The 26,354-nt window shown below is 68.1% G+C and carries 4 protein-coding genes; all 4 read right to left on the reverse strand.

The features are described from left to right. Window positions 1-5,903: type I polyketide synthase (locus ACIA76_RS42365; protein WP_397161055.1), on the reverse strand; the 5,903-nt coding region annotated here is incomplete at its 3' end. After that, the gene (locus tag ACIA76_RS42370; protein ID WP_397161057.1) at window positions 5,900-16,333 is read right to left on the reverse strand and encodes an SDR family NAD(P)-dependent oxidoreductase; all 10,434 of its coding nucleotides are present in this window, start codon (window positions 16,331-16,333) and stop codon (window positions 5,900-5,902) included. The genes ACIA76_RS42370 and ACIA76_RS42365, both read right to left, overlap by 4 nt. After that, window positions 16,330-21,159, reverse strand: coding sequence for a type I polyketide synthase (locus tag ACIA76_RS42375; RefSeq protein WP_397161059.1), 4,830 nt, complete (start codon window positions 21,157-21,159; stop codon window positions 16,330-16,332). Before ACIA76_RS42375 ends, ACIA76_RS42370 begins: the two co-directional genes overlap by 4 nt. Further along, window positions 21,048-26,354 carry an SDR family NAD(P)-dependent oxidoreductase gene (locus tag ACIA76_RS42380; protein WP_397161061.1) on the reverse strand — a complete coding sequence of 1,769 codons (5,307 nt, stop codon included), beginning with the start codon at window positions 26,352-26,354 and terminating at the stop codon, window positions 21,048-21,050. The genes ACIA76_RS42375 and ACIA76_RS42380 overlap by 112 nt, the downstream gene beginning before the upstream one ends.

A 26,354-nucleotide genomic window follows, 5' to 3' on the forward strand; every position in this document is an offset into this window, starting at 1 on the left:
CCATTCGACGCACCATCCTGATTCACCGCCGAACCAGCCACCACACCCAACACCCGACGACCATGCCGACGCGCATCAGACAACCGCTCCAACAATAAAACGCCCATGCCCTCGGAGAAGCCGGTGCCGTCCGCGGCATCCGCGTAAGACTTGCACCGGCCGTCGGTAGCCAAACCGCCCTGCCGGGTGAACTCCACGAAGGTGCCTGGTGACGCCATCACGGTGACCCCGCCTGCCAGCGCCAGTGAGCACTCCCCCTGCCGCAACGCCTGCGCCGCAAGATGAATCGCGACCAACGACGACGAGCACGCGGTATCCACCGTCAGCGTCGGCCCCTCCAAACCCAGCGTGTACGCCACCCGCCCCGACACCACGCTGCCGTTACCATAACTGCGGTAATAGTCGTGATACATGAGTCCGGCGAAGACACCCGCACGGCTCCCCCGCACCGACACCGGATCAATTCCCGCATCCTCCAGCGCTTCCCACGCACCCTCCAGCAACAACCGCTGCTGTGGATCCATCGTCTCCGCCTCACGCGGACTGATCCCAAAGAACTCGGCATCGAAATCACCTGCGTCATACAGGAAACCGCCATGTCGGACGATGGAGGTGTCCTGGCGTTCGCCTGCGGGATCATAGAGCGACTCCACGTCCCAGCCACGGTCAAGGGGGAATTCGGCGATCGCGTCGCGACCCTCGGCAACCAACCGCCACAGATCCGCGGGCGATTGCACCCCGCCCGGATACCGGCACGCCATTCCCACGATGGCGATCGGCTCATCTACCGCCGCGCGCGGTGCGGGCACGTCGTCGGTCACCGATACGCCGGTGACCAGCTCGGTAATGTGTTCGCTGAGCGCCTGCGCGGAGGGATAGTCGAAAACGACTGTCGGCGACAGCCGTTGACCGATCTCCGCAATCAGCACGTTGCGCAGTTCCACTGCGGCAAGGGAATCGAAGCCGAGCTCCTGGAATGCCCGGCCTGGCTCAACCGCATCCGGGGAACTGTGTCCCAAGACGGTGGCGACGCTGCCGCGGACCAGGGCAAGCAGTGCGGCGGAGCGCTGTGCTTCGTCGAGACCGGACAACCGTTCGGTCAGCGGCGAGCTGGGGCCCGCCGCGACCGCCGCGGCGCGACGCACCGTCCGGCCGGCCAAACCGGTGAGCACGGGGCTGAGCGCCGCACCCTGCGTTCGCAAGGCGGACACATCGATGCGCACCGGCACGAGATCGGCAACGGGCAGCCGGCGCGCCAGATCGAACAACGCGAGACCGTCGGCGACTGTGAGTTCACCGAATCCCGCGTCAGCGATCCGCCTGCGGTGCGCGTCGTCCAACCGGCTGGTCATACCGCCGGTCGGGACCCACGGGCCCCAGGCCAGCGACAACCCGGTCATGCCGCGTGCACGCCGCTGCACCGCGAGCGCGTCGAGGAAGGCGTTGGCCGCGGCGTAGTTTCCCTGCCCCGGTCCGCCGAGCACACCGGCCAGCGACGAAAACAGCACGAACGCCCGCAGATTCGCACCGGTGGTCAACTCATGTAGGTTAAGCGCGCCGTCGACCTTGGGACGCAGCACAGCGTCCACCCGCTCCTGGGTCATGGCGCCGATGACACCGTCGTCAAGCACGCCCGCAGCATGAATCACCGCGGTCAGCGGATGTTCGGCGGGGATCCGGGCCAGCAGGTTCGCGACGGCAGCGCGGTCGGCGATATCGCAGGCCACCGTCGTCACCGCGGCGCCTGCTTCGGTGAGTTCGGCGGCCAGTGCCTCACCACCGCCGCTACGGCTCGGCAGCAGCAATCGGCGCACACCGAGTGCGGCCACCAGGTGCCGAGCCAGCTGCGCGCCGAGCCCGCCGGTCGCGCCGGTGAGCAGCACCGTGCCCGCTGGGTCGAAAACTGTATCGGCAGAGTCTCTTTCGGTGCGCACCGGGTCGAATGTGCGGTCGGCTACGCCCAGCCGCGCCCGGTAGGTCACCGCCGACCTGATCACCACCTGCGGCTCGCCCGATGCCAGCACCGCCGCTGTCACGGCTGTCGGCACGGCGGCGGCATCGTCTTGCGGGTCGAGGTCGAGCAGTGTGAATCGGCCCGGCTGCTCGGCCTGCGCGGACCGAACCAGCCCCCACACCGCCGCTCCGGCCAGATCCGATAGATCCTCACCGGCCACTGAAACCGCGCCGCGGGTCAGCACCACCAGCGGCAGTTCACTGTCTTCCTGTACGGCTGCCAAGACCTGATGCACCGCCGCACGCACGGCGGCCGCGGTACTGCCCGCAGCACTGAGCAGTGTGCGATGCTCGATCGGGGCTGCGGTGCGCGGCTCGAACCGCTGCCAGGTCATTCGGAACAGTGAGGCCGAAAGATTCTCGGGGCCTTGGTTTTCGGTCGCGACGATCGGTCGCAGCGTCAGCGAGTCGATGGTGGCGACCGGAGCTCCCGCGGCGTCGGCGAGATCGATGGCGACGCTGTCGGCGCCCGACGGCGTCAAACGGGCCCGCAGAGTGTGTGCGCCGGTCGCGTGCACGGTGACACCGGCGAATACGAACGGCAGCCGCGCGGTCGCAGAGTCCCGTAGGCCAAGCGTGTGTAAGGCGGCGTCGAATGCGGCCGGATGTACCCGATAGCCAGCTGCCTCGTCTGCGGCTTGCGCATCGAGGTGCACCTCCGCGAACAATTCGTCGCCCCGCCACCACGCCGCACGCAGACCCTGGAATGCCGGACCGTAATGCAGTCCACCGGTCGCGGCCCGCTCGTACAGACCACTGATGTCCAACGCTTCGGCTCCGGCAGGTGGCCATTCGGTCAGCGCGACGCCCGCACCGCCCGACTGGTCGTCGATCAGTCCGGTGGCGTGCAGGGTCCACGGCTTGTCCGCGACGGCGGTCTCGGACCGCGAATACACCCCGACCGTTCGTGATCCGGATTCCGCAGGTGCACCGACGATTACCTGAATCCGGACGGCATCGCCGGCGGGCAGGCTCAGCGGCGCGAGCAGGGTGAGTTCCTCGAGTCGGTGGCAGCCGACCTCCTCACCGGCCCTGACGACCAGCTCGACGAGACCTGTCCCGGGCAGCACGACGGACGCACCCACCACGTGGTCGGTGAGCCACGGATGTGTTGTCGCACTGAGGCGTCCGGTGAACGCCGTCGAGTCGGCATCGGCGATCGGCGTGACGGCACCGAGCAACGGATGGTCCGCCGACTCCAGGCCCGCCGCACCGAGATCGGCGGTGTCGGATTCGGCGTCCACCCAGAAGCGGCGGCGCTGAAATACCGTGGTGGGCAGGTCAACCCACGCGGTCGGACCGTATAACGCGGACCATTGCGGTGAGTAGCCGCTGATATGCAGTCGCGCCACCGCTTCGTACAGCGATTCGGCCTCCGGTTTGCCCGCCCTGGTCGCGCTGACGAATACGCTGTCGCCGGGCATCCTGGAGTCAGCGTGCGCATGGTGCTCACGAGCCATTGCGGTGAGCACCGAGTCGGGACCGAGTTCGAGGAGACGCCGGACACCGAGCCCGGCCAGCGTGCCCAGGCAGTCGTCGAATCGGACGGTCGCCCGGACATGGTCGACCCAGTAGGCCGGTGTCGCCAGTTCGCTATCCGCCAGTGCGCCGGTGACATTCGAGATCACCGGGATCGCAGGCTGGTGATAGCTCAGGCTCTCCGCCACGGCTCGGAAGTCAGCGAGCATCGGCTCCATCAGCGGTGAGTGGAAGGCATGGGAAACGGTGAGCCGCTTGGATTTCTCGAATTGTGCTGCGATGCGCAGTGTTTCGGCCTCTGCACCGGATAGGACAATCGAGTTCCGGCCGTTGATCGCTGCGATGGCGACAGAATCCGGAAGCAATGGCGCAACATCGTCTTCGCTCGCCCGGACGCCAACCATCGCGCCGCCGGACGGCAGCAGTTGCATCAGCTCGCCGCGCGCGGCAACCAATCGGCAGGCGTCGGCGAGGGTGAATACGCCGGCGATATGCGCCGCGGCGATCTCCCCGATCGAATGCCCGGCGAGGTAATCCGGCCGCAGGCCCCATGATTCGACCAGCCGGTAGAGCGCGACCTCCATGGCGAACAGTGCCGCCTGGGTGTTCTTGGTCTGCTGCAACGGTTCCGGGTCGTCGCCGAAGACCAATGCAGGCAGGCCGTCGTCGACGTGCCCGCATATCTCATCGAAGGCGCGGGCGAACATCGGAAACTCTTCGTAGAGTTCGCGTCCCATACCTGGGCGCTGTGCGCCCTGACCGGAGAAGAGGAAGGCGGCGCGCCCTTTGATCCGTTGCCCGGTGATCGCCTGCGGTGCGCCTTCGGCGACCGCTGTCAGGCCGGTCAGCCATTCCTCGCGCGCTCGGCCGAGTACAACGGCCCGATAGCGATGCGCGGTTCGCTTGGTGGCCAACGTATGCCCGATATCGGCACCTGCGAACTCCGCCCGTGCGCGCAGGGCCGACTCGACTGCCGCCGCCTGGGCGCGCAGCCCGTCGAGCGTCTGCCCGGACACCGGCCACGCGATGAGCGGGGCGCGCACGGCGACGGGAGCTGCCGGTTCCTTCGGTTCGTCGGGCGCTTGTTCGATGATCACGTGTGCGTTGGTGCCGCTGATCCCGAAAGCCGAAATGCCCGCTCTACGTGGACCTTCGGACTCCCACGACCGCGCCTTGGTCAGCAGCTCCACCGCCCCCGCCGACCAATCCACCTTCGCCGACGGCATATCCACCCTCAATGACGCGGGCAAGACTCCCTGCCTCATCGCCAGCACCATTTTCAGCACACCCGCCACCCCCGCGGCAGCCTGGGTATGACCGATATTCGACTTCACCGACCCCAACCACAATGGACCACCCGAACCCCGACCCTGCCCATACGTCGCGAGCAACGCCTGCGCCTCAATCGGATCACCCAGTTCGGTCCCTGTGCCGTGCCCCTCCACGACCTGAACATCACCCGAGACCAAACCCGCACTCGCCAGCGCAGACCGAATCACCCGCTGCTGCGACGGACCATTCGGCGCCGTCAAACCATTCGACGCACCATCCTGATTCACCGCCGAACCAGCCACCACACCCAACACCCGACGACCATGCCGACGCGCATCAGACAACCGCTCCAGCACAAGCAGACCCATACCCTCGGACCAGATGGTGCCCGCGGCGCCCGCGGCGTACGAGTGGCACCTGGCATCCGGCGAAAGCGCACCCTGCCTGCTGAATTCGATGAAGCTGCCGGGAGTGGCCATCACGGTGACCCCGCCTGCCAGCGCCAGCGAGCACTCACCCTGCCGCAACGCCTGCGCCGCAAGATGAATCGCGACCAACGATGACGAGCACGCGGTATCGACCGTGAGCGCGGGGCCCTCCAGCCCGAGGGCATAGGACAGCCGGCCCGACACCACACTGCCACTACCGTAACTGCGGTAATAGTCGTGATACATGAGTCCGGCGAAGACACCCGCACGGCTCCCCCGCACCGACACCGGATCAATTCCCGCATCCTCCAGCGCTTCCCACGCACCCTCCAGCAACAACCGCTGCTGTGGATCCATCGTCTCCGCCTCACGCGGACTGATCCCAAAGAACTCGGCATCGAAATCACCTGCGTCATACAGGAAACCGCCCTCGCGGACGTAACAGGTGTCCGGCCGTATCCGGTCAGGGTCGTAGAGCGAGGCCATATCCCAGCCGCGGTCGGTCGGGAAATCGCTGATGCCGTCGCGGGATTCGTCGACCAACCGCCATAGATCCGCAGGCGATCGCACCCCGCCCGGATACCGGCACGACATCCCGACGATCGCGATCGGCTCTCGCTTGGCATCGCCGAGTGCGCGATTCTCCTCCCGCAGCCGATCGCTTTCTTTCAGGGAGGCGCGCAGCGCCTCGACCAGCCGGTCGTTGTTCATGACACTCCTTGCCACGAGACGTCGTCATCGGAGTTTCCGAGTGCCCTATTGATCAGACTCTCGGTGTCCATCAGGTCGATCGCGGCCTGACTGTCGGACAGTGCCGACTCCGGCGATGCTGTGCCGGACACCGGTTCGCGGGTCTGCGGAGCCAGCTGTTCGACCAGATGGTGGGCCAGCACATCGGGATTCGGGTAGTCGAAGATCAGCGTCGCGGGCAACCGCAGGCCGGTGGACTCGTTGAGCTGGTTGCGAAACTCGACCGCGGTCAGCGAATCGAAGCCGGCGTCGCCGAAGGCCTGATCGCTCTCGATGACGACGCCACCGAGCACCGACGCGGCCTGTGCGCCGATCAGTTCGACCAGCAGCTCGATCCGTTGCCCGGCCGATGCCTCGGCAAGGTCGCGCCGTAGTGCGGCCGAGGCGGCCGAGACCGTCCGCACCGTGCCGGTCCGGCGGATCATGTTCCACAACAGCGGGGAACTCGCACCGGATTTCGCCAGCGCCGCCCGATCGAAACGCGCCGTGACCAATACCGCTTCGTCGCTGCCGCCGACCGCCGCGTCCAGCAGCGACAACGCCTGCGCAGGTGTGAGCGCCGCGACACCGGACTGTGAAAGCCGGTGGGCGTCAGCACTGTCGAGCCGATCAGCCATACCGAGTACATCGCGGCGCTCGCGGGGCCCTCCGTGGTTGCGCACGCTGCTTCCTCCTGGGCCGTCGCTCGCGCCGGCATCACCGGACCAGGCGCCCCAGGCCAGCGAGACTGCGGGCAGCCCGAGTGTGTGCCGGTAGCGGGCCAACGCGTCCACATACGCGTTGGCGGCGGCGTAGTTGCCTTGTCCCGGGCTGCCGAGTAGCCCGGCGACCGAGGAAAACAGTACGAACGACACCAGCGGCCGGTCCTTGGTCAGCTCGTGCAGATGCCACGCCGCATCGACTTTTGGCCGCAACACTGCGGCCACCCGATCGGGGTTCAGCGAGGTGATGACGGCATCGTCGAGCACGCCAGCGGTATGTACCACAGCGGACACCGGGTGTGCGTCGAGTACAGCTGCCAGTGCCGCACGGTCGGTGACGTCGCATGCGACGATCTCGATCTCCGCGCCGAGCAGCGCAAGTTCTTCGCGCAACGCCTCGGCGCCGGGAGCGCTCGGCCCGCGCCTGCTGAGCAATAGCACTCGCCGCACGCTGTGCGCGGTGATCAGATGCCGCGCGACGACCCCTCCGAGTGCACCGGTGCCGCCGGTGATCACCACCTCTTCGCCGAAGCCGGTACTGCCGGCCCGAATCATGGTGTTCGCCTTGGTCAATCGGGGCACGCTGAGGCGACCCGCACACACCATCGCCTGCGGCTCACCCGAGGCGAGGACCGCGGGCAGTCGCCCGTGCGCGGATTCGTCGTCGATATCGACGAGCACGATCCGGCCAGGATGTTCCGACTGCGCGGAGCGCAACAGACCCCATACCGCGGCGGCGGCCAGGTCGGCCTGCCCGTGACCGTGCGCACCGCGGGTGACGACCACCAGACTCGACGCGGCGAATCGTGTGTCGGCGAGCCAGGTCTGGACCGCGACGAGCACGTCACCGACTCCGCTGTGCACAGCGTCGGTGGTGTTGCCGCCGGTGAACGGGAGCACGATGACGTCGGGAGTCGCGGACCCCAGCACGAGGTCGCCGAATGAGGCGACCGCAGAGACGTCGGAGACCTCCCCTGTCAACGCCTCCGCCCATCGCGGCGCGTCGGCGCCGACCACCATCCAGCGGCCGCCGACCGGCCCGTCGTCAGATCGGACCGGGACCCACTGCACCGCCGACAACCCGGCACCGTCGGCGGCGGCTGCGAGCCGCTCGGCCGAAACCTCCCGCAGCACCAGAGATTCCACCGTCGCGACCGGTGTCCCCGCCGGATCGGCGACGTCGACGCGAACCGCGCCGTCAGCGCTGCCCGCGATCCGCACCCGCAGACTCGTCGCGCCGACCACGGCGCAACGGACGCCGGTCCAGGCGAACGGCACCGTGATCGCCTCGGGCTCGTCCCCGCGCAGACCGATCGCCTGGAGTGCGGCGTCCAGCAGCGCCGGATGCACCAGGTAGCCGCCGATGTCACCACCGACCGCGTGCGCGTCCAACGCGACCTCGGCGAACACCTCTGTACCCTGGCGCCACGCCGCCCGCAGCCCTTGGAACGCCGGACCGTAGTCGGCCCCGAATTCGGCCAGTCTGGCATACCTGTCAGTCAGATCGATCGGCTCAGCGTCCGACGGCGGCCATGCCGTGCCGTCGAATGCGCGCTCGGCCACGGCGACGGTATTCCCGGCGCCGAGCAGACCGGTGGCGTGCTTGATCCACGGATCCGCCTCGCTACCAGTCGAATACACCCGGAATTCCCGCAAGCCCACGCTATCGGGTTCGCCGACCGTACACTGCACGCGGCGAGCGCCCTTGGCGGGCAGGATCATCGGTTCCGCGATGGTCAGCTCCACGATCATCGCACAACCCACCTGATGCCCGGCCGCAAGAGCGAGTTCGACGAACGCGGTACCCGGCAGCAGGGCGACACCACCGAAAACGTGATCACCGAGCCAGGGTTGCTCATCCACCGACAACCGGCTCGTGAAGACCAGCGCGTCGGCGTCGGCGCGGTCGATCGCGGCGCCGAGCAAGGGATGTCCTGCGACATCGCCCTGGCCGCTTACCGGATCGTCGCTGTTGATCCAGTACCGCTTACGCTGGAACGCATAGGACGGCACGTCGGCCACCGGGACACCGGCGAACAACCGCGGCCACTCGACCGCGATGCCCGCGGTGTACGCGATACCGAGTGCGTCGGCAAAGCTGCGGGATTCATCCTGCTCGCTCGCGCCCCGCAACACGGGAACAAGCACTGCATCGCCGCCGAGAGTTTCCGCCGCCATTCCCGAAAGCACAGCGCCGGAACCGACTTCGACGAACGCGCGTACCCCTGCGGTACCGAGCGCCCGCACAGCCTCGGCGAAACGCACCGACGAGCGCACCTGCCGCACCCAGTACTCCGGCGAGCTCAGCTCACCGGGCTGCGCCACGGTCCCGGTCACGGTGGAGACGATCGGGATTCGCGGCTCCGCGTAGCTCAGGCCCGCGATGGCGGCGCGGAACTCCGCCAGCATCGGTTCCATCAGCGGCGAGTGGAACGCATGGGAGACGTTGAGCTCCTTGGTCCGCTCGAACCGGACGGCGATCGCGCGCACCGCGGCTTCGGCTCCCGAGATCACCACCGAATTCGGTCCGTTGACGGCGGCGATGCTCACCTCGTCGGTCAGCAGTTCGGCGACCGCGTCCTCGCTCGCCGCGATCGCGACCATCGCGCCGCCCTCAGGCAGCTGCTGCATCAATCGTCCGCGAGCGCACACCAGGGTCGCCGCGTCGGCCAGCGACCAGACGCCTGCCACGTGTGCCGCGGCGATCTCGCCGATCGAATGTCCGGCAAGCAGATCCGCACGCACACCGACGGATTCGAGCAGCCGATAGAGTGCAACCTCGATCGCGAACAGGGCGGGCTGGGTGTATTCGGTGCGGTCGAGCAGTTTCGCAGAGCTCAGCACTGTGCGCAGCGGAACCTCCAGCATGCCGTCAACGCTCGCGCACACCTCTTCGAGCGCCGCAGCAAAAACCGAATTGGACTGTGCGAGTTCAATTCCCATGCCAGTGCGCTGTGAGCCCTGCCCCGCGAACAGGAACGCTGCCTTTCCCCCGCCCGCCCGCCCGAGGGTCACCGACTTGTGCGGGGTGCCGTCGGCGAGGGCCCGCAGGCCCTGCAGCAGTTCCGCGATATCGCTGCCGCTGACGCCGGCCCGCCACGGCAGCGCCGCCCGGGTGGTCGCGAGGGCATGCGCGATCGGTTGCGGCTCACCGACCGGCGACACTGGCAACGACGAATCAACAAGCGCCGCATGCAATTTCCGCGCCTGCGCCCGCAGCGCTGCTGCCGAATGCCCGGACAGCAACCACGGCATCGCCGGGGCAGCTGGTGCGGACGGTGGGTCGATCGCCCGCACACCTTCGAGCACCACATGCGCGTTGGTCCCGCTCATCCCGAACGAGGAGATCGCGGCCCGGCGCGGCCGGTGGCGCTCGGGCCATGGCCGGGACTCGGTGAGCAGCCGCACGCCGCCGCCGTCCCACTCCACGTGTCGGGTCGGCGCATCCACGTGCAGCGTGGCGGGCGCGACGCCGTGCCGCATGGCCTCGATCATCTTGATCACCCCGGCCACGCCTGCCGCAGCCTGCGTATGCCCGAGATTGGATTTGATCGAGCCGAGCAACAGCGGGTCGTCGTCGGTGCGGCCGACGCCATAGGTGGCGATCAGCGCTTGGGCCTCGATCGGGTCACCGAGGGTGGTGCCGGTGCCGTGCGCCTCGACGACATCCACATCCTCGGCCCGCAGTCCGGCGGCGGCCAGCGCCCGGCGGATAACCCGTTGCTGCGCGGGGCCATTCGGTGCGCTCGGCCCGTTGGACGCGCCGTCGGAATTCACCGCGGTGCCCCGTACCAGGCCGAGCACCCGGTGCCCGTTGCGCTCGGCGTCGGCGAGCCGCTCGACGACAAGTACACCGACTCCCTCGGCGAAGCCGGTCCCGTCGGCCGAGTCGGCAAATGAGCGGCACCGGCCGTCTCTGGAGAGTCCACGCTGCCTGGAGAATTCGATGAATATCCCCGGGGTCGCCATTACGGTGACACCACCGGCCAGCGCCAGCGTGCACTCGCCCTGCCGCAGTGCGGCGACCGCGAGATGCAGGGCGACCAGCGACGATGAACAGGCGGTGTCCACGGAGAGCGTCGGACCTTCCAGGCCGAGTTCATAGGCCACCCTGCCCGATACCACGCTGCCCGTGCCGTACGTGCCCGCATAGTCGTGGTACATCACCCCGGCGAACACTCCGGTCGGGCTGCCCGTCAATGCCTGCGGATCGATTCTGGCGTGCTCGAGCGCGGCCCAGGACGCCTCGAGCAGCAACCGCGTCTGCGGGTCGAGACTGCGCGCCTCCTGCGGGTCGATCCCGAACAGGTCAGCGTCGAATTCTCCTGCATCGTAGAGGAATCCGCCATCCTTGGCGTAGCTGGCGCCGGGCCGATCGAGGGTGGGGTCGTAGAGGGTTTCCAGATCCCAGCCGCGGTCGTCCGGGAACGGGCCGAGCGACTCCCTGCAGTCGGCCACCAACCGCCACAGGTCCGCGGGCGACTCGACGCCGCCGGGGTAACGGCAGCTCATGCCGACGATGGCGATCGGCTCATCCAGCCCCACGATGTTCGGCGCCGACTCGATCGGCGTCGCCACGATTCCGGCAACGAGCTCGCCGTGCAGGAACCTGGCCAGCACGGCCACGTTCGGATAGTCGAAAACCAGTGTGGCGGCCAGGCGCAGCCCGGTGGCGGCGTTCAGTGCATTGCGCAGTTGCACGGCCGTCAACGAGTCGAAGCCCAGTTCTTTGAAGGCCCGATCCGCCTGCACCGCAGCGCTATCGCGGTGCCCGAGCACTGCGGCCACTTCGGCACGGACCAGATCGACGAGCAGTTCCTGCTGTTCGGCGGCGGCCAGGCCGGTCAGCCTGCGCTGCAGGCCTTCGACGTCGGCGGCGGTCCCGGTCCCGGTCGCGCTGCGCCGCCGCACCGGCAGCAATGCGCTCAGCAGCGGCGTGTCGTTGTCACGTATCCGCGCGAGATCCAGTTTCAGGGGGGCGAGGGCCGCGGCCGATCCGGGCAGGGCCGCGTCGAACAATGCGAGCCCCTCGCTGGTCTCCAACGCAGCGATACCGCCGCGTGCGAGGCGAGCCCGGTCGGCATCGTCCATATCCCCGGTCATTCCACTGGCCCGAGCCCACAGACCCCACGCCAAAGACAATGCGGGCAAGTTCTTTTCGTGCCGATAGTGAGCAAGCCCGTCGAGGTAGGCATTGGCGGCGGCGTAGTTGGCCTGGGCGGGCGAGCCGAGTATGCCCGCGCTGGAGGAGAACAGCACGAAGGCCCGTAGGTCCATCTCCGCGGTCAGGGCGTGCAGATTCCACGCGCCGATTACCTTGGGGCGCATCACGATATCAAGCTGCTCGGGAGTCAGCGCGTCGAAGACGCCGTCGGCGAGCACACCTGCCGCATGAACCACCCCGGTCAGCGGACGATCCGGGTGAATGCCCGCGATAACCGCGGCCAGCGCATCGTAGTCGGCCACATCGCAGACAGCCGTGTCGATTTCGACGCCCGTCGTGGTGAGCTCCGCGACCAATGCAGGGTCGATCGCCCGGCGGCCGAGCAGTAACAGCCGTCGAACGCCCCATCGGGTGATCAGATGGCGGGCGATGATCGTGCCGAGCGTGCCGGTCGCTCCGGTCAGCAGCACCGTGCCCGCCGGATCGAAGAGCTGTTCGTGATCGGGCTCGCCGACCGGCGCGCGCACCAATCGCGGCACCAGCACCTCGCCATCGGCAGCAGTGATCTCCGGCTCCCCGATCGTCAGGGCCAATGCCGCCAGCTCTTGGTGATCCTGCTGAGACTCGTTGCGCACCAGCATAATCCGGCCGGGATGCTCCGACTGCGCCGACCGCACCAGTCCGGCGACCGCCGCACCGACCGGATCCGATCCGGCAAACACGACGATGGTGGACGTCGGATCGTGCAACGCCTCCTGTAGCTGAGTGAGCACCAATTGCACACTGGCACAGGCCTCGTCGCCGTCCGCACCGGTGGTGGCCCGCAGGTAGACGATATCGTCTGCTACTGCACGAGCCGTCAATCCGGCGGGCGCGGGCAGCCAGTCCACCCGATACAGCGATCCACCGAGCGCCGCCCGCGCCGCGGCGGCGAGCTGCTCGGCGGCCACTGGCCGCAACGACAGCGCACCCACCGAGGCCACCGGAGTGCCTGCGGGATCGGCGAATTCGATGGATACCGCCCGGCCGTCCGCCTGCGGTCGCACCCGCACCCGCAGCGCACGTGCGCCGGTGGCATGCACAACGACATCGGACCAGGCGAACGGCAACAGCACCTGTTCGTCGGCGACGTCGCTGAGACTGACCGCGTGCAGCCCGGCATCGAACAGCGCGGGATGCACCGCGAATCCGTCCGCCGACTCGGGCAGTGTCACCTCGGCGAAGATGTCCGCACCGTGCCGCCAGGCCGCCCGCAGGGTCGCGAAGGCAGGCCCGTACTGCAGACCCGCGTCGGTGAATCGCTCATAAAGTCCCGCCACCGCAATCGATTCCGCGCCGGCGGGCGGCCACGCCGCAAGATCTGCCGTCACGACCGCGCCCACCGGGGCGAGCACGCCGTCGGCGTGCCGGGTCCACGGAAGTTCCTCAGCTGTGCTCTCGGTCCGCGCATACACGCTCACCGGGCGGCGCCCCGACTGTTCTGCCGCCCCGACCACCACCTGCAGTTGCACCCCGGCGCGCTCCGGCACAACCAGTGGCGTCTCGATGGTCAGCTCCGCGACTCGGCCGCAACCGACCTGATCGCCCGCGCGCACCACCAGTTCGAGGTGCCCGGTGGCGGGGAAGAGCAGCACGCCGCCGACCACGTGGTCGGCCAGCCAGGGATGGGTACGCACCGACATCCGCCCGGTGAGCACGACCTCACCCGAATCCGCATGCACCAATGCCGCGCCGAGCAGTCGGTGACCGGTGGCCGAAAGCCCGACCGAGTCGACATCTCCGAACGACGCGGTGTCCTCATGCCAGAACCGCTTGCGCTGAAATGCATAGGTGGGCAGGTCAACTCGCTGGTACTCGGCATCCTGGCCGGAAAAGTGCCTACCCCACTGCACGTCGACCCCGTTGACGAACGCCTCGGACGCGGCGGCCAGGAATTGCCCGAGCCCACCGAATTCGCGCCGCAGCGTCCCGAATGCCACAGCAGCGTCATCGGTTTCGGCGATACTCGCCGTCAGCACCGGGTGCGGGCTGCATTCAACGAATACGCCGAAACCATCGCTGACCGCGGCGCGCACCGCCGATTCGAACAGCACCGTCTGCCGTAGATTGCGATACCAGTACTCGGCGTCGAACTCCGCGGAATCGACGATCGCACCGGTGACCGTGGAGTAGAACGGAATTCGCGCGGCGTGCGGCGTGATATCGGCGAGGGCGGTAAGCAGGTGATCGCGAATCGACTCGACGTGCGCCGAATGCGACGCGTAGTCGACCGGCAGCCGCTTGACCCGCACTTCCTCGGCCGCGAGTTCCTGTTGCAGCCGGTCGAGTTCGGCCGGGTCGCCAGAGACCACCACCGACTGTGCGCCGTTGACCACCGCCACCGACAGTCCGGCCCGATCCACCAGCCGAGGCCGGATCAACTCGAGCGGTAATGCCACCGACATCATCCCGCCCTTACCGGACAGCGCCTCCGCGATCGCCTTGCTGCGCAGGGTGACGATTTTGGCGCCGTCCTGCAACGACAGCACGCCTGACACGCAGGCCGCGGCGATTTCGCCCTGGGAGTGCCCGATCACCGCCGCGGGTTCGACCCCGTATGCCTGCCAGGTGCGGGCAAGCGAGACCATGATCGCCCACAGTATCGGCTGCACGATATCGACCCGTTCGACCGATGTGCGCAGCTCTTCGAACAGATCCCAGTCCACGAAAGGAGCACAGGCCGTGGCACATTCGGCCATTGCGGCGGCGAAGACCGGCGATTGGCCCAACAACTCGACTGCCATCCCGGTCCACTGGCTGCCCTGGCCGGGAAATACGAAGACGGGATCTGCCGGCTCGCCTGCCACCCCGATGCTCACACCGGGAGCCGCCTGACCGTCCGCCAGCGCAACGAGCGCCTCGCGCAACTGCGCCCGGTCCGCGCCGACCAGTACGGCCCGGTGCGACATCACATTTCGGGTGGTGGCCAACGCGACACCGATATCTTCCGGATCGAGATCCGGTTCGGCGTCCACCGATGACAGCAGACGGAAGGCTTGTTTCGCCAGTGCAGGGGCGCTCTTGGCCGAGAGCACCCAGGGTGTCGCCGTGGCGCGATCACGCCGCGGCTCGCTCGGCCCGGCGTGTTCGAGGGTTACTTGTTCGAGAATAACGTGTGCATTCGTGCCGCTGACCCCGAAGGCCGAAATACCCGCCCTGCGTGGATCTTCCGACTCCCACGGCCGCGCCTGGGTCAGCAATTCCACCGCCCCCGCCGACCAATCCACCTTTCCCGAAGGCGCATCAACCCCCAACGACGCAGGCAACACACCGTGCCCCATCGCCAACACCATCTTCATCACGCCGGCCACCCCAGCAGCAGCCTGGGTATGACCGATATTCGACTTCACCGATCCCAGCCACAACGGACCAGACGCACGCCCCTGTCCATAGGTCGCCAGCAAGGCCTGCGCCTCGATCGGATCACCCAGCTCGGTCCCGGTGCCGTGCGCCTCTACAACCTGGATATCCCCTGGAACCAAACCCGCACTCGTCAACGCGGCTCGAATCACCCGCTGCTGCGACGGACCATTGGGCGCGGTCAAACCATTCGACGCCCCATCCTGATTCACCGCCGAACCACGCACCACCGCCAACACCGGGTGCCCGAGCCGACGCGCATCAGACAACCGCTCCAAGACGAGCATTCCGACGCCCTCGCCCCACCCCGTGCCGTCGGCGGCGTCCGCGAACGGTTTGCACCGTCCGTCCAGGGCGAGTCCGCGCTGGCGACTGAACGCGATAAACGATTCCGGGGTCGTCATGACGGTGACGCCGCCGGCAAGGGCCAGCGAGCATTCCTTCTGTCGCAGCGCCGTCACCGCCAGGTGCATAGCGACCAACGACGAGGAGCATGCGGTGTCGATGGTGACCGACGGCCCCTCTACACCGAGGGTGTAGGAGATCCGGCCGGCGATTACGGCCGCCAATGTTCCTGTCCCCAAGGCGAAGTCGCGCTCGGCCGGGCTGCTCGCGAGCAGCCCGCGGTAATCCTGGCCATTGGTGCCCGCGAAGACGCCGACATTGGTGCCGCGCACCGAATCCGCGGCGATGCCCGCACGCTCGAGCGCCTCCCAGGTGACCTCGAGCAGCAGTCGCTGCTGTGGGTCCATCAATACCGCCTCACGCGGACTGATCCCGAAGAACGCCGCGTCGAAGTCGGCTGCGCCGCGCAGGAACGCGCCCTTGCGCACGTTGCTCTTGCCCGCGGCGTCGGGGTCAGGGTCGTAGAGCGACTCCAGATCCCAGCCCCGATCGGCCGGGAAGTCGGTGACGGCATCGCGACCGTCGATGAGCAACTGCCAGAACGCTTCCGGGGTATCGATGCCGCCGGGAAAGCGGCAGCCCATAGCCACGATCGCGACCGGCTCCTGCTCTTGCGACTCCACCTCGCGCAGTCGGTGCCGGGTCTGGTGCAGATCGGCGGTCACCTTCTTGAGGTAGCCCAGCAGTTTCGCCTCGTTGCCCGCCACAGTCTCGTTGCTCATTGCACATCCAGCTCGCTGTCGATGAAGGCGAAAAGATCCTCGGCCGAGGCCTCTTCGAGTTGTTCGGCCACCGCGGCCCGATCGGTGCCGACCATGGTCTCGGTCAACCTGGTGAGCATCGACTGGAGACGAGCCGTTGCCCGGCTGGCGTCGACCTCCTGCACGGTCACCTCGGCGAGCCGGGCCTCCAGCCGATCCAGTTCCATCTGCAGCGGGGCAACCGCCCCTTCCGCGCCACCGAGTTGCTGATCGAGATGGGCGGCCAGCGCGGTGGGGCTGGCGTAGTCGAAGACGAGAGTGGCGGGCAGCGGCACACCACACGTGGAACTGATCCGGTTGCGCAGATCCACTGAGGTCAGTGAGTCGAAGCCGAGGTCGCGGAAGGCCAGGTTCGGCTCCACCGCAGCGGGGCCGTCATAGCCGAGTACCGCCGCGATCTGGGTACGGACCAGATCCAGCAATGCACGTGCGCGCTCGGTCGCACCCATACCGGCCAGCCGCCGGGTGAATTTGCCGGTGTCCTGCTGCACTGCGCCGGTGGCCGCGGTCCGCACCTCGGGCAGATCGGCGAGCAGTGGGCTCGGGCGGGTCGCGGTAAATGCGGGCGCGAATTTCGCCCAGTCCATGTCGGCGACCGTCAGCGTGGTCTCGCCGGTCTCCACCGCGCGTGCCAGCGCGGCCAGCGCGCGGCTCGGCGTCAGCGTCGCGATGCCGAGCGCGACGCCCGCATCGCGAACGGCCGCGCTGTCCGCCATCCCGGACTCGGCCCACGGCCCGAACGACACCGACGTGGCGGCCAAACCCTGAGCCCGCCGGTATTCGGCGAGCCCATCGAGGTAGGCGTTCGCGGCGGCATAGTTGGCTTGCCCCGCACCCCCGACGATCGCGGATAGCGAGGAGAACAGCACGAAGACGTCAAGGCCGAGATCCTTCGTGAGTTCATGCAGTACGAGCGCGGCATCGGCCTTGGGCCGCAGCACCGCCGAGAACCGTTCGGGCGTCAGCGATTCCAGCACACCGTCGTCGAGCACACCGCTGAGGTGCACGACGCCGGTCAGCGGACGGTCGGCAGGCAGCGCGGCGAGTAGCGCGGCAACCCGGCCTGCGTCGGTTACGTCGGCCGCCGCCAGGGTCACCGCGGTGCCCGCCGACTCCAACTCCGCCGCCAGCTCGACGGCGCCCGGCGCTTCGGCGCCGCGCCTACTGACCAGCAACAGATGCTCGACGCCGCGGCCGCTGAGCCAGCGCGCCACCTCGCCGCCGATCCCGCCGGTAGCGCCGGTCACCAATACGGTGCCCCGCGGCTGCCACGGTGCGCCGCTGCGCGCGGGCGCATGTTCGAGCCGCCTGCCGTACGTTCCGGTTTCCCGCACCACCAGCTGATCTTCATCGCCGCTACCGATCACGGCGTCGACGAACTGCTCGAGCACGCTGGGGCTGAGATCGACGGGAAGGTCGATCAGACCACCCCACCGCTGCGGTTGTTCGACGCCGGCCACCCGGCCCAGACCCCACAACGCCGCCTGCGCGAATCCCGTCACCTGCGCCGACGTCTCGTGCGCCACCGCATCCTGGGTGACGATCCAGAACTTGCCCGCGATCCCCGCATCGCCGTGCGCCTGCACGACCGCGGCGGCCGAGGCGACCGACGATCGCGAATCCGGCAGGTAGACAACGCCATCGACGCCGGACCGGCCGTCGAGCGCGGCGGCCACTGCGGCGCGGTCATCGGCACCGGCGACCACCTCTGTCGCGACGCCTCGCGACGCGAACGCCGCCAGGACCTGCTCGAGCCGATCACCACCGATCTGCGCCGCAGGCGCCACGACGAGCCACTGCCCACCGGCGGTCACCCGGACCGCAGGAGACACGCGCTGCCAGCCGATCCGATAACACCAGCTGTCCACCGTCGCGGTGGCGCGGCGCCGGTCCTGCCACGCCGCCAACGCGGGCACCACCGCGGACACCGACGCATCGTCATCCACCTGAAGGGTCGCGGCTACTGCGGCAATGTCGTTGCGGCGCACCAACTCCCAGAATTCGTCGCCCTCATCGACGGTCGGCGTCGCCGACGCCGACGTCGCGGTCTCCCAGTACCGGGCCCGCTGGAAGGGATAGGTCGGCAGCGCCACCCGCTGCGCGCCCGCGAACAACACCGACCAGTCGGGGCTGACGCCCGCGGCGTGCAGCCGGCCCACCGCGGTGATCAGCGCCAGCTCCTCATCCCGGTCCCGGCGCTGCGTCGCGATCACCTTGATATCGGTGTCCACCGACATGCCCGCGAGCACCGAATCCGGACCGAGCTCGAGGAAACGCGTCGCGCCTTTGGCGGCCAGGCTGTGCACGCCGTCGTGATAGCGGACGGCGGTGCGTACATGCTGCACCCAGTACTCCGCGTCGATCGGCTGGGTAACGATCTGTCCGGTCATATTGGACGCGATGGGCAGTTGAGGTTCATGGAAGGTCAACCCCTGCGCCACTTTTCGGAAGTCGGCCAGCATCGCGTCCATCCGGTGCGAATGGAATGCGTGCGAGACGCGCAGACGGGTCGACTTGGCGAAGGTCGCGGCGACCGCGAGCACCGGCTCCTCATCACCGGAAATCACCACTGCCCGTGGACCATTGACCGCCGCCAGCGCGACGGACTCATTCAGATGTGGCGTGATGTCGTCCTCGGAAGCTCGGATCGCGACCATCGCCCCGCCCTCGGGCAGCGCCTGCATCAATCGCCCCCGCGCGGCGACCAAGGTAACCGCGTCGGCGAGCGTCAACACACCCGCAACATGCGCGGCGACCAGTTCACCGATCGAGTGCCCGCCCACCAGATCTGGGCGGATCCCCCACGAGTCGAGCAGCCGGACCAGTGCGACTTCGAAGGCGAAGATCGCGGCCTGGGTGTATTGGGTCTGATGCACTAGCTCGGATTCGGCATCCCAGATGAGCGGCAGCAGCGGCCGATCGAGCTGTGCGTCGAATTCACCGCACACCTGCTCGAGCGCTGCGGCGAATACCGGAAAGTGCGTGCTCAGCGCCCGTCCCATACCGGGCCGTTGCGAACCCTGTCCGGAGAACACGAAGGCGAGCAGGCCGGTATCGGAGACGGCGCACGGAAGGTCACGGCCTTCGGCGAGCGCACGAACGCCGGCGGTCAACTCGTCGAGATCGCGGCCGGTCACCACGGCCCGCTGAGTGAACGCGGACCGCGTGGTCGCCAGCGAGAATCCGACGTCCATCGGGTCGCGTCCGTCAATCACCTCGAGCAGCCGATTCGCCTGCTCGCGAACAGCTTCCACGGTGTGCCCGGACAGCACCCAGGGCACCACCGGCAGCGGCACCCGCCTGGAATCTGCCGGCTCCACGGCCGGCGGCGCCTCCTCCACGATGATGTGCGCGTTGGTGCCGCTGATTCCGAACGAGGAAACCCCCGCTCGGCGCGCTCGCCCTTCGGCCGGCCACGGCCGGGCCGCGGCCAGCAGCTTGACATCGCCGGCGGTCCAGTCGACCGCCGTGCTCGGCCGGTCTGCATGCAGCGATTGCGGCATCACCTGATGCTTCATCGCCATCACCATCTTGATCATCGCGGCGACACCGGCCGCGGCTTGCGGATGACCCATATTCGACTTGATCGAACCGAGCCACAGCGGCTGGCCTTCGCGGCGATCCTGCCCGTAGGCCGCGAGTATCGCCTGCGCCTCGATCGGATCGCCGAGCGTGGTGCCCGTACCGTGCGCCTCGACCACATCGACCTGGTTGGCAGGCAATTGGGCGTCGGCGAGGGCCTGGCGGATCACCCGAATCTGCGCGGGTCCACTCGGCGCGGTCAATCCATTGGACGCGCCGTCCTGGTTGATCGCGCTGCCCCGCACCACGGCAAGCACCTCATGGCCGTTGCGCTGTGCGTCGGAAAGCTTCTCCACCAGCAACACTCCGGCGCCCTCGGCCCACGCAGCGCCCGAAGCGTCCTCGGAGAACGAACGGCAACGGCCGTCGGCCGAGAGTGCGCGCCGCTCGCTGAACTCAATGAACATCACGGGACTCGCCATCACCGCGACGCCGCCTGCGAGGGCCATCGTGCATTCGTCCCTGCGCAACGCCTGGCAGGCGTTGTGCAGCGCGACAAGCGAGGAGGAGCACGCCGTATCGATGGTGACGGCGGGACCTTCCAAACCCAGCGAGTAGGCGATCCGACCGGACACGATGCTGCCGGAAATGGTGCCGCCGATGTAGTCGTGATGCATCAGCCCCATGAAGACCCCGATAGGTGAGCCCTTCATCGACAAGGGGTCGACTCCCGCCCGCTCGAACGCCTCCCAGGAAACCTCCAGCAGCAGGCGCTGTTGCGGGTCGGTGCCCGGCGCATCCTTGGGGCTTATCCCGAAGAACGCGGCGTCGAACTCGGCGGCGTCGTGTAGGAAGCCGCCCTCCCGAACGTAACTCTTGCCCGGCTGCCCCGGCCGCGGGTCGTACAGCGACTCGACGTCCCAACCCCGGTCGACCGGGAAGCCAGAGACGACGTCGACGCCGCCGTCCACTATGTCCCACAGGTCCTCGGGGGTGCGGATACCACCGGGATAGCGGCAAGCCATGCCAACGATCGCGATCGGTTCGCGCTCCCGATCCTGTAGTTCGCGCACGCGAACTCGGGTTCGTTCCAGTTCTGCGGTTGCCCGCTTCAAATAGTCCCGCAGCTTGTCGTCGGTGGCTGGATCTTGCATCACTGGACTCCAAGGGTGTCGTCGAGCCGGGCATAAAGTTCTTCGTCGGTGGCGGATTCGAGATCTAGCGCCGGTAGTGCCGTGCGCGGTCCTTCGTTGCGGACCTGCCACGCGCGAATGAACGCGTCGAGTCGGGCGGCAACCGCCGAATCTCCCGCGTCGCCTGCCATCAAGTCGGTCAGGGTGATCTCGAGCCGGTCGATCTCCGCGACCAGCGCGCGAGCCCGATCCTGGCGACCGGGTACCAGTCGCTCGGCGAGGTACGCAACGACCGCCACCGGTTCCGGATAGTCGTATGCCAGAGTTGCCGGGAGCTCCAGCCCGGTCACGGTGCCGAGCGCGTTGCGCAAATCCACCGCGGCGAGCGAATCGAGACCCATTTCGTTCAGCGCGCGCCCCGGATCCACCTCCGCCGCAGACTGATAGCCAAGGACATTGGCCACGGCGGTCGACACCACGGCCAGCAGCGCGCGCTGCCGATCGGTCTCCGAAAGCACCGCAAGCCGGTCGCGCCACATCTGTGCGTTCGACGCCGGTTTCGTCTCGGCCCCACCCGGCACGACCGGCCGAACAAGGCTGCGCAGCAGCGCGGGCGTACCGTCCGCCCTGGCCCGGACCGCGGCCGGGTCCACCCGCATCGGGACCACCAGCGCGTCCGGAGCGGCCATGGCCGCATCGAATAACGCCAGACCTTCCGACACCGAGATCGGCGGCAGCCCGAGGCGGTTCATCCGGTCGATATCGGCGGCGTTCACCTCTTCGGACATACCGCCGACACCGGTCCACATGCCCCACGCCATCGACACGGCAGGCAGCCCAGCGGACCGCCGATACTCGGCGAGTGCATCGAGGAAGGTATTGGCAGCGGCGTAATTGGCCTGGCCCGCGCCGACGAGTAGACCGGCGATCGAGGAGAACAGCACGAACGCGGTGAGGTCGGTGTCCTTGGCGAGCTCGTGCAGATTCCACGCCGCGTCGACCTTGGGTCGCAACACCCGTTCCATCTGGTCCGGGCCGAGTGAGCCGAGCATGCCGTTGTCGACAACGCCCGCGCAGTGCAGCACCGCGCCGATGTCGTAGCTGCCGAACACCGCGCCGAGCTGGTCCCGGTCCGCCGCGTCACACGCCGCGACCACGACCTGCGCACCGAGCGAAGTCAACTCATCTGTCACTGCGCGGGCACCCGGGGCGTCCAGTCCGCGCCGGCTGATCAAGACCAATTTGGTGACACCGTGTGCCTGTATCAGGTGCCGGGCGATCACCAAGCCGAGACCACCGGTGCCGCCGGTGATCAAGACGTATCTCGTGGGATCCCATACCGATTCGGACGGTGCGAACTGGGCGGTCGCGCGCATCAGCCGCGGCACCCTGAGCTCGATCTCGCCTGCGCCGGTGTCCCGGATCGAGATCTCCGGTTCGGCGCAGCTGAGCGCGGCCGCGTAATCGGCTGAGCCGTCGGTGTGGATCAACTGAAAGCGGCCCGGATTCTCGGCTTCGGCCGCCCGCACCAAGCCCGCGACCGGCCCGTGGGTCAGCTCTGCGTGCCGGATGAGTACCGCGAGTCGTCCGCCGGACGGCTGTTCGAGCCATTCGCGCAACCGCGTCATGGTGGCGTGAGTCGCGTCCCGCGCGGCAGGCACGACCGGCTCCGGCTGCCAGGCGACCGGGTACACCGTGGTGTCGTTGTCGGGCGCGGCGGTGATCTCGGCGGGTATCCACTCCCGCTGAAAGAGCGAATCGCGTGCGACGGTGCCGAGTTGACCGGCCGAGACCGGACGCGCGGCCAGGGACTCGATCGACGCGACCGGATTTCCGGAACCGTCGGCGATCTGCACCGAGACGTTGTCCGCACCGGCTTTGCCGATCCGGATCCGCAGCTCTCGCGATCCGCTCGATGACAACTCGATCCCGCGCCAGACAAACGGGAGAACCGCTGGCCCACCGTCGAGTTCGAGCAGATCGGCGTGCAGCGCGGCGTCCAGCAACGCCGGATGAATGCCGTACCGATCCGCGGACGGCCGTGCGGGCGCGGGCAGCGCCGCCGCGGCGAACAACTCGTCGCCGCGCCGCCAGACCTCCTGCAGGCCACGGAAGGTTTCGCCATAGTGGTAGCCGCTACGCGCCAGCCGGGGGTAGAGATCGCCCAGTTCGACCCGCTTTGCGCCCGCCGGTGGCCACTGCGTCAGCTCGAATTCGCGGGTCTGGTCATCGTCTCGGGAAACGATCAGCGTTCCGATAGCGTGCCGGGTCCACGGCGCGTCCAGATCGTCGGCCAAGCGCGAGGACACCACCATCGGACGTCGGCCGTCCTCGCCTGCGCCGACCACGAGGCGCAGGCTCACCGCACCGGTCTCCGGCAGCACCAGGGGCGTCTGTAGCGCGAGTTCCTCCACTACACCGCAGCCGACCTGACGGCCCGCGTGCAGCGCCAACTCCACGAAGGCAGTGCCCGGCAAAATAACCGACCCGAGCACGTCGTGCTCGCCCAGCCAGGTATGGGTCTCGCGGGACAGTCGCCCCGTCAGCACCAGACCGTCCGGTTCCGGCAGCTCGACCATCGCGCCGAGCAACGGATGCCGCGACGGCACCTGGCCCAACTCGTCCGCGCCATATCCTGCCTCGGACTCCAGCCAAAACCGTTGCCGCTCAAACGGATACGTCGGTAAGGCAATGCCGCTTCCGTCGTGGCCCGCGAAGAACGCGGACCAGTCCACCGGCACACCGTTGGCGTGCAGGCGACCGAGCGCGGTCACCACCTCGCGGGGTTCGCCGTGCTCCCGACGCATCGTCGCGACGGTCGGCACCTGCGCGGGGACGCACTCGGCCGCCAACGTGGCAAGCACCGCGTCCGGACCCACCTCGAGCAGGGTGGTCGCCCCTTCCGCCAGCGCCGCGCGAATCGCCGGTTCGAACAACACCGTTCGACGCGCATTGCGCACCCAGTGCTCGGCCGAGGACAGCTTCTCCGCTGTGACGAGGGCGCCGGTGACGGTCGACACGATCGGCGTTGTCAGCGCGTGGTAAGTCAGCTTGTCCGCGATCGCGAACAATTCGTCGAGCATCGGCTCCATCAGCGGCGAATGAAACGGGTGCGATACCGTCAGCCGCCGAGTCTTCGCGAATTGCTTCGCGATATTTTCGACCGCGTTCTCGGCACCCGAGATAACGACCGACCGAGGTCCGTTCACCGCGGCGATATCGACATCATCGGTCAGCAACGATGTCACCTCGGACACGCTCGCCCGCACCGCACACATCGCGCCCCCGGCCGGAAGCGACCGCATCAGCCTGCCGCGGGCCAGCACCAGAGCCGCGGTGTCGGCAAGCGACAACGCACCGGCCACGTGCGCCGCGACGATTTCACCCACCGAATGCCCGAGCACCAGGTCCGGGTGCACACCCCAGGATTCCAGCAACCGGAACAACGCGACCTCGACCGCGAAGATCGCGATCTGCGCGTAGTCGGTCCGGTTCAGCATCTCCCCGCCGGTCGAGATGACCTCGTACAACGGCCGCTCGAGCTCGTCGTCGACCAGCTCGCACACCGCGTCGAAGGCCCGCGCGAACACCGGATATGCCGCATACAGCCCGAGGCCCATCCCGGCCCGCTGCGATCCCTGGCCGGTAAAGAGGAAAACCGTCTTGCCCGCGGTCACCGACCCGGCCACAGCCGATGCGGCCGACTCCAGGCCGGCCAGCAGTTCATCGGCATCCGCGCCGACAGCAACGGCACGTACCGGCCACTGGGTGCGCGTCATCGCCAGCGAATACCCCACCGCACCGATATCGCAGCCGGGCCGTTCCCCGACGTAGTCGCGCAATCGGTGCACCTGTTCGGCGAGCGCGGCCGGCGTGCGCGCCGACAGCAGCCAAGGCACGGCGGGCAGTGGTTCGCCGACCGACGCAGCATCGGGCTGGGGCGCCTGCTCGAGTATCAGGTGGGCGTTGGTGCCGCTGAGCCCGAACGAGGAGACGGCCGCCCGCCGTGGCCGACCGGTCTGCGGCCATGCGACGAGTTCGGTGGCCAGCCGCACCGCACCGGCATCCCAGTCCACTTTCGCCGAAGGCACCTCGGCGTGCAGGGTTTTCGGTACTTGGCCATGGCGCATGGCCAGCACCATTTTCAGTACCCCGGCAATACCGGCGGCGGCCTGCGTGTGGCCGAGGTTCGACTTGATCGATCCCAGCCACAGCGGTTCGTCACGCTGTTGCCCGTAGGTGGCGATGAGTGCTTGCGCCTCGATCGGATCACCGAGGGTCGTGCCAGTACCGTGCGCTTCCACGACGTCGATATCGTTGGGGTTCAGGTCCGCATTGGCCAGTGCCTGACGGATGACGCGCTGCTGGGACGGTCCATTCGGAGCGGTCAACGTGCTGCTCGCTCCATCGGAGTTGATCGCGCTGCCGCGGATCACGGCCAGTATGCGATGACCGAGTCGCTGGGCATCGGACAGCCGCTCGAGCAGCACCATCGCGGCGCCCTCGCCCCAGCCGGTGCCGTCCGCGCCCGCGCCGAACGCCTTGCACCGTCCATCCGGGGACAACCCGCGCTGCTTGCTGAAGTCGATGAAAGTCTCGGGGGTCGACATCACCGTCACCCCGCCGGCCAGCGCGAGCGTGCATTCACCGGTGCGCAGGGCACCTGCGGCCAAATGGATCCCCACCAGCGAGGAGGAGCATGCGGTATCGACGGTCACCGCGGGTCCTTCCAACCCGAAAACGTAGGCAACCCGCCCCGAGGCGATGCTGCCCGCGCTGCCGTTGCTCAGGTAGCCGTCGAGGTCGTCCGCGACCGTGCCGACTCTCGTTGCGTAGTCGTTGTACATCACCCCGGCGAATACCCCGGTTCGACTGCCGCGCAGCGTGTTCGGCACGATACCCGCATCCTCGACGGCCTCCCAGGACACTTCCAGCAGCAGGCGCTGCTGTGGGTCCATGGCCAGTGCCTCCCGCGGGCTGATGCCGAAGAAGCCTGGCTCGAAATCGGCGGCATCGTGCAGAAAACCACCGGCGCGGGTGTAGCACTTACCCGCCACCCCCGGATTCGGGTCGTAGAGTGACTCGACCTGCCAACCGCGATCGACCGGGAACTCCGACACCGCGTCGGCTCCCGAAACAAGCAATGGCCATAGCTGGTCCGGACCGGCCACGCCGCCGGGAAGTCGGCACGCCATGCCGACAATGGCAATTGGCTCCTTCGCGCGCTGCTGTTCCTCGGCGAGCCTTTGCCTGGTTTCCCGCAGCTCCGTAGTCGTTCGCTTGAGATAGTCGAGCAATCGCTCTTCGTTGTTCACGTTCGCCGCCAT

Source organism: Nocardia sp. NPDC051570 (genome assembly GCF_044454005.1).
Taxonomy (GTDB): Bacteria; Actinomycetota; Actinomycetes; order Mycobacteriales; family Mycobacteriaceae; genus Nocardia.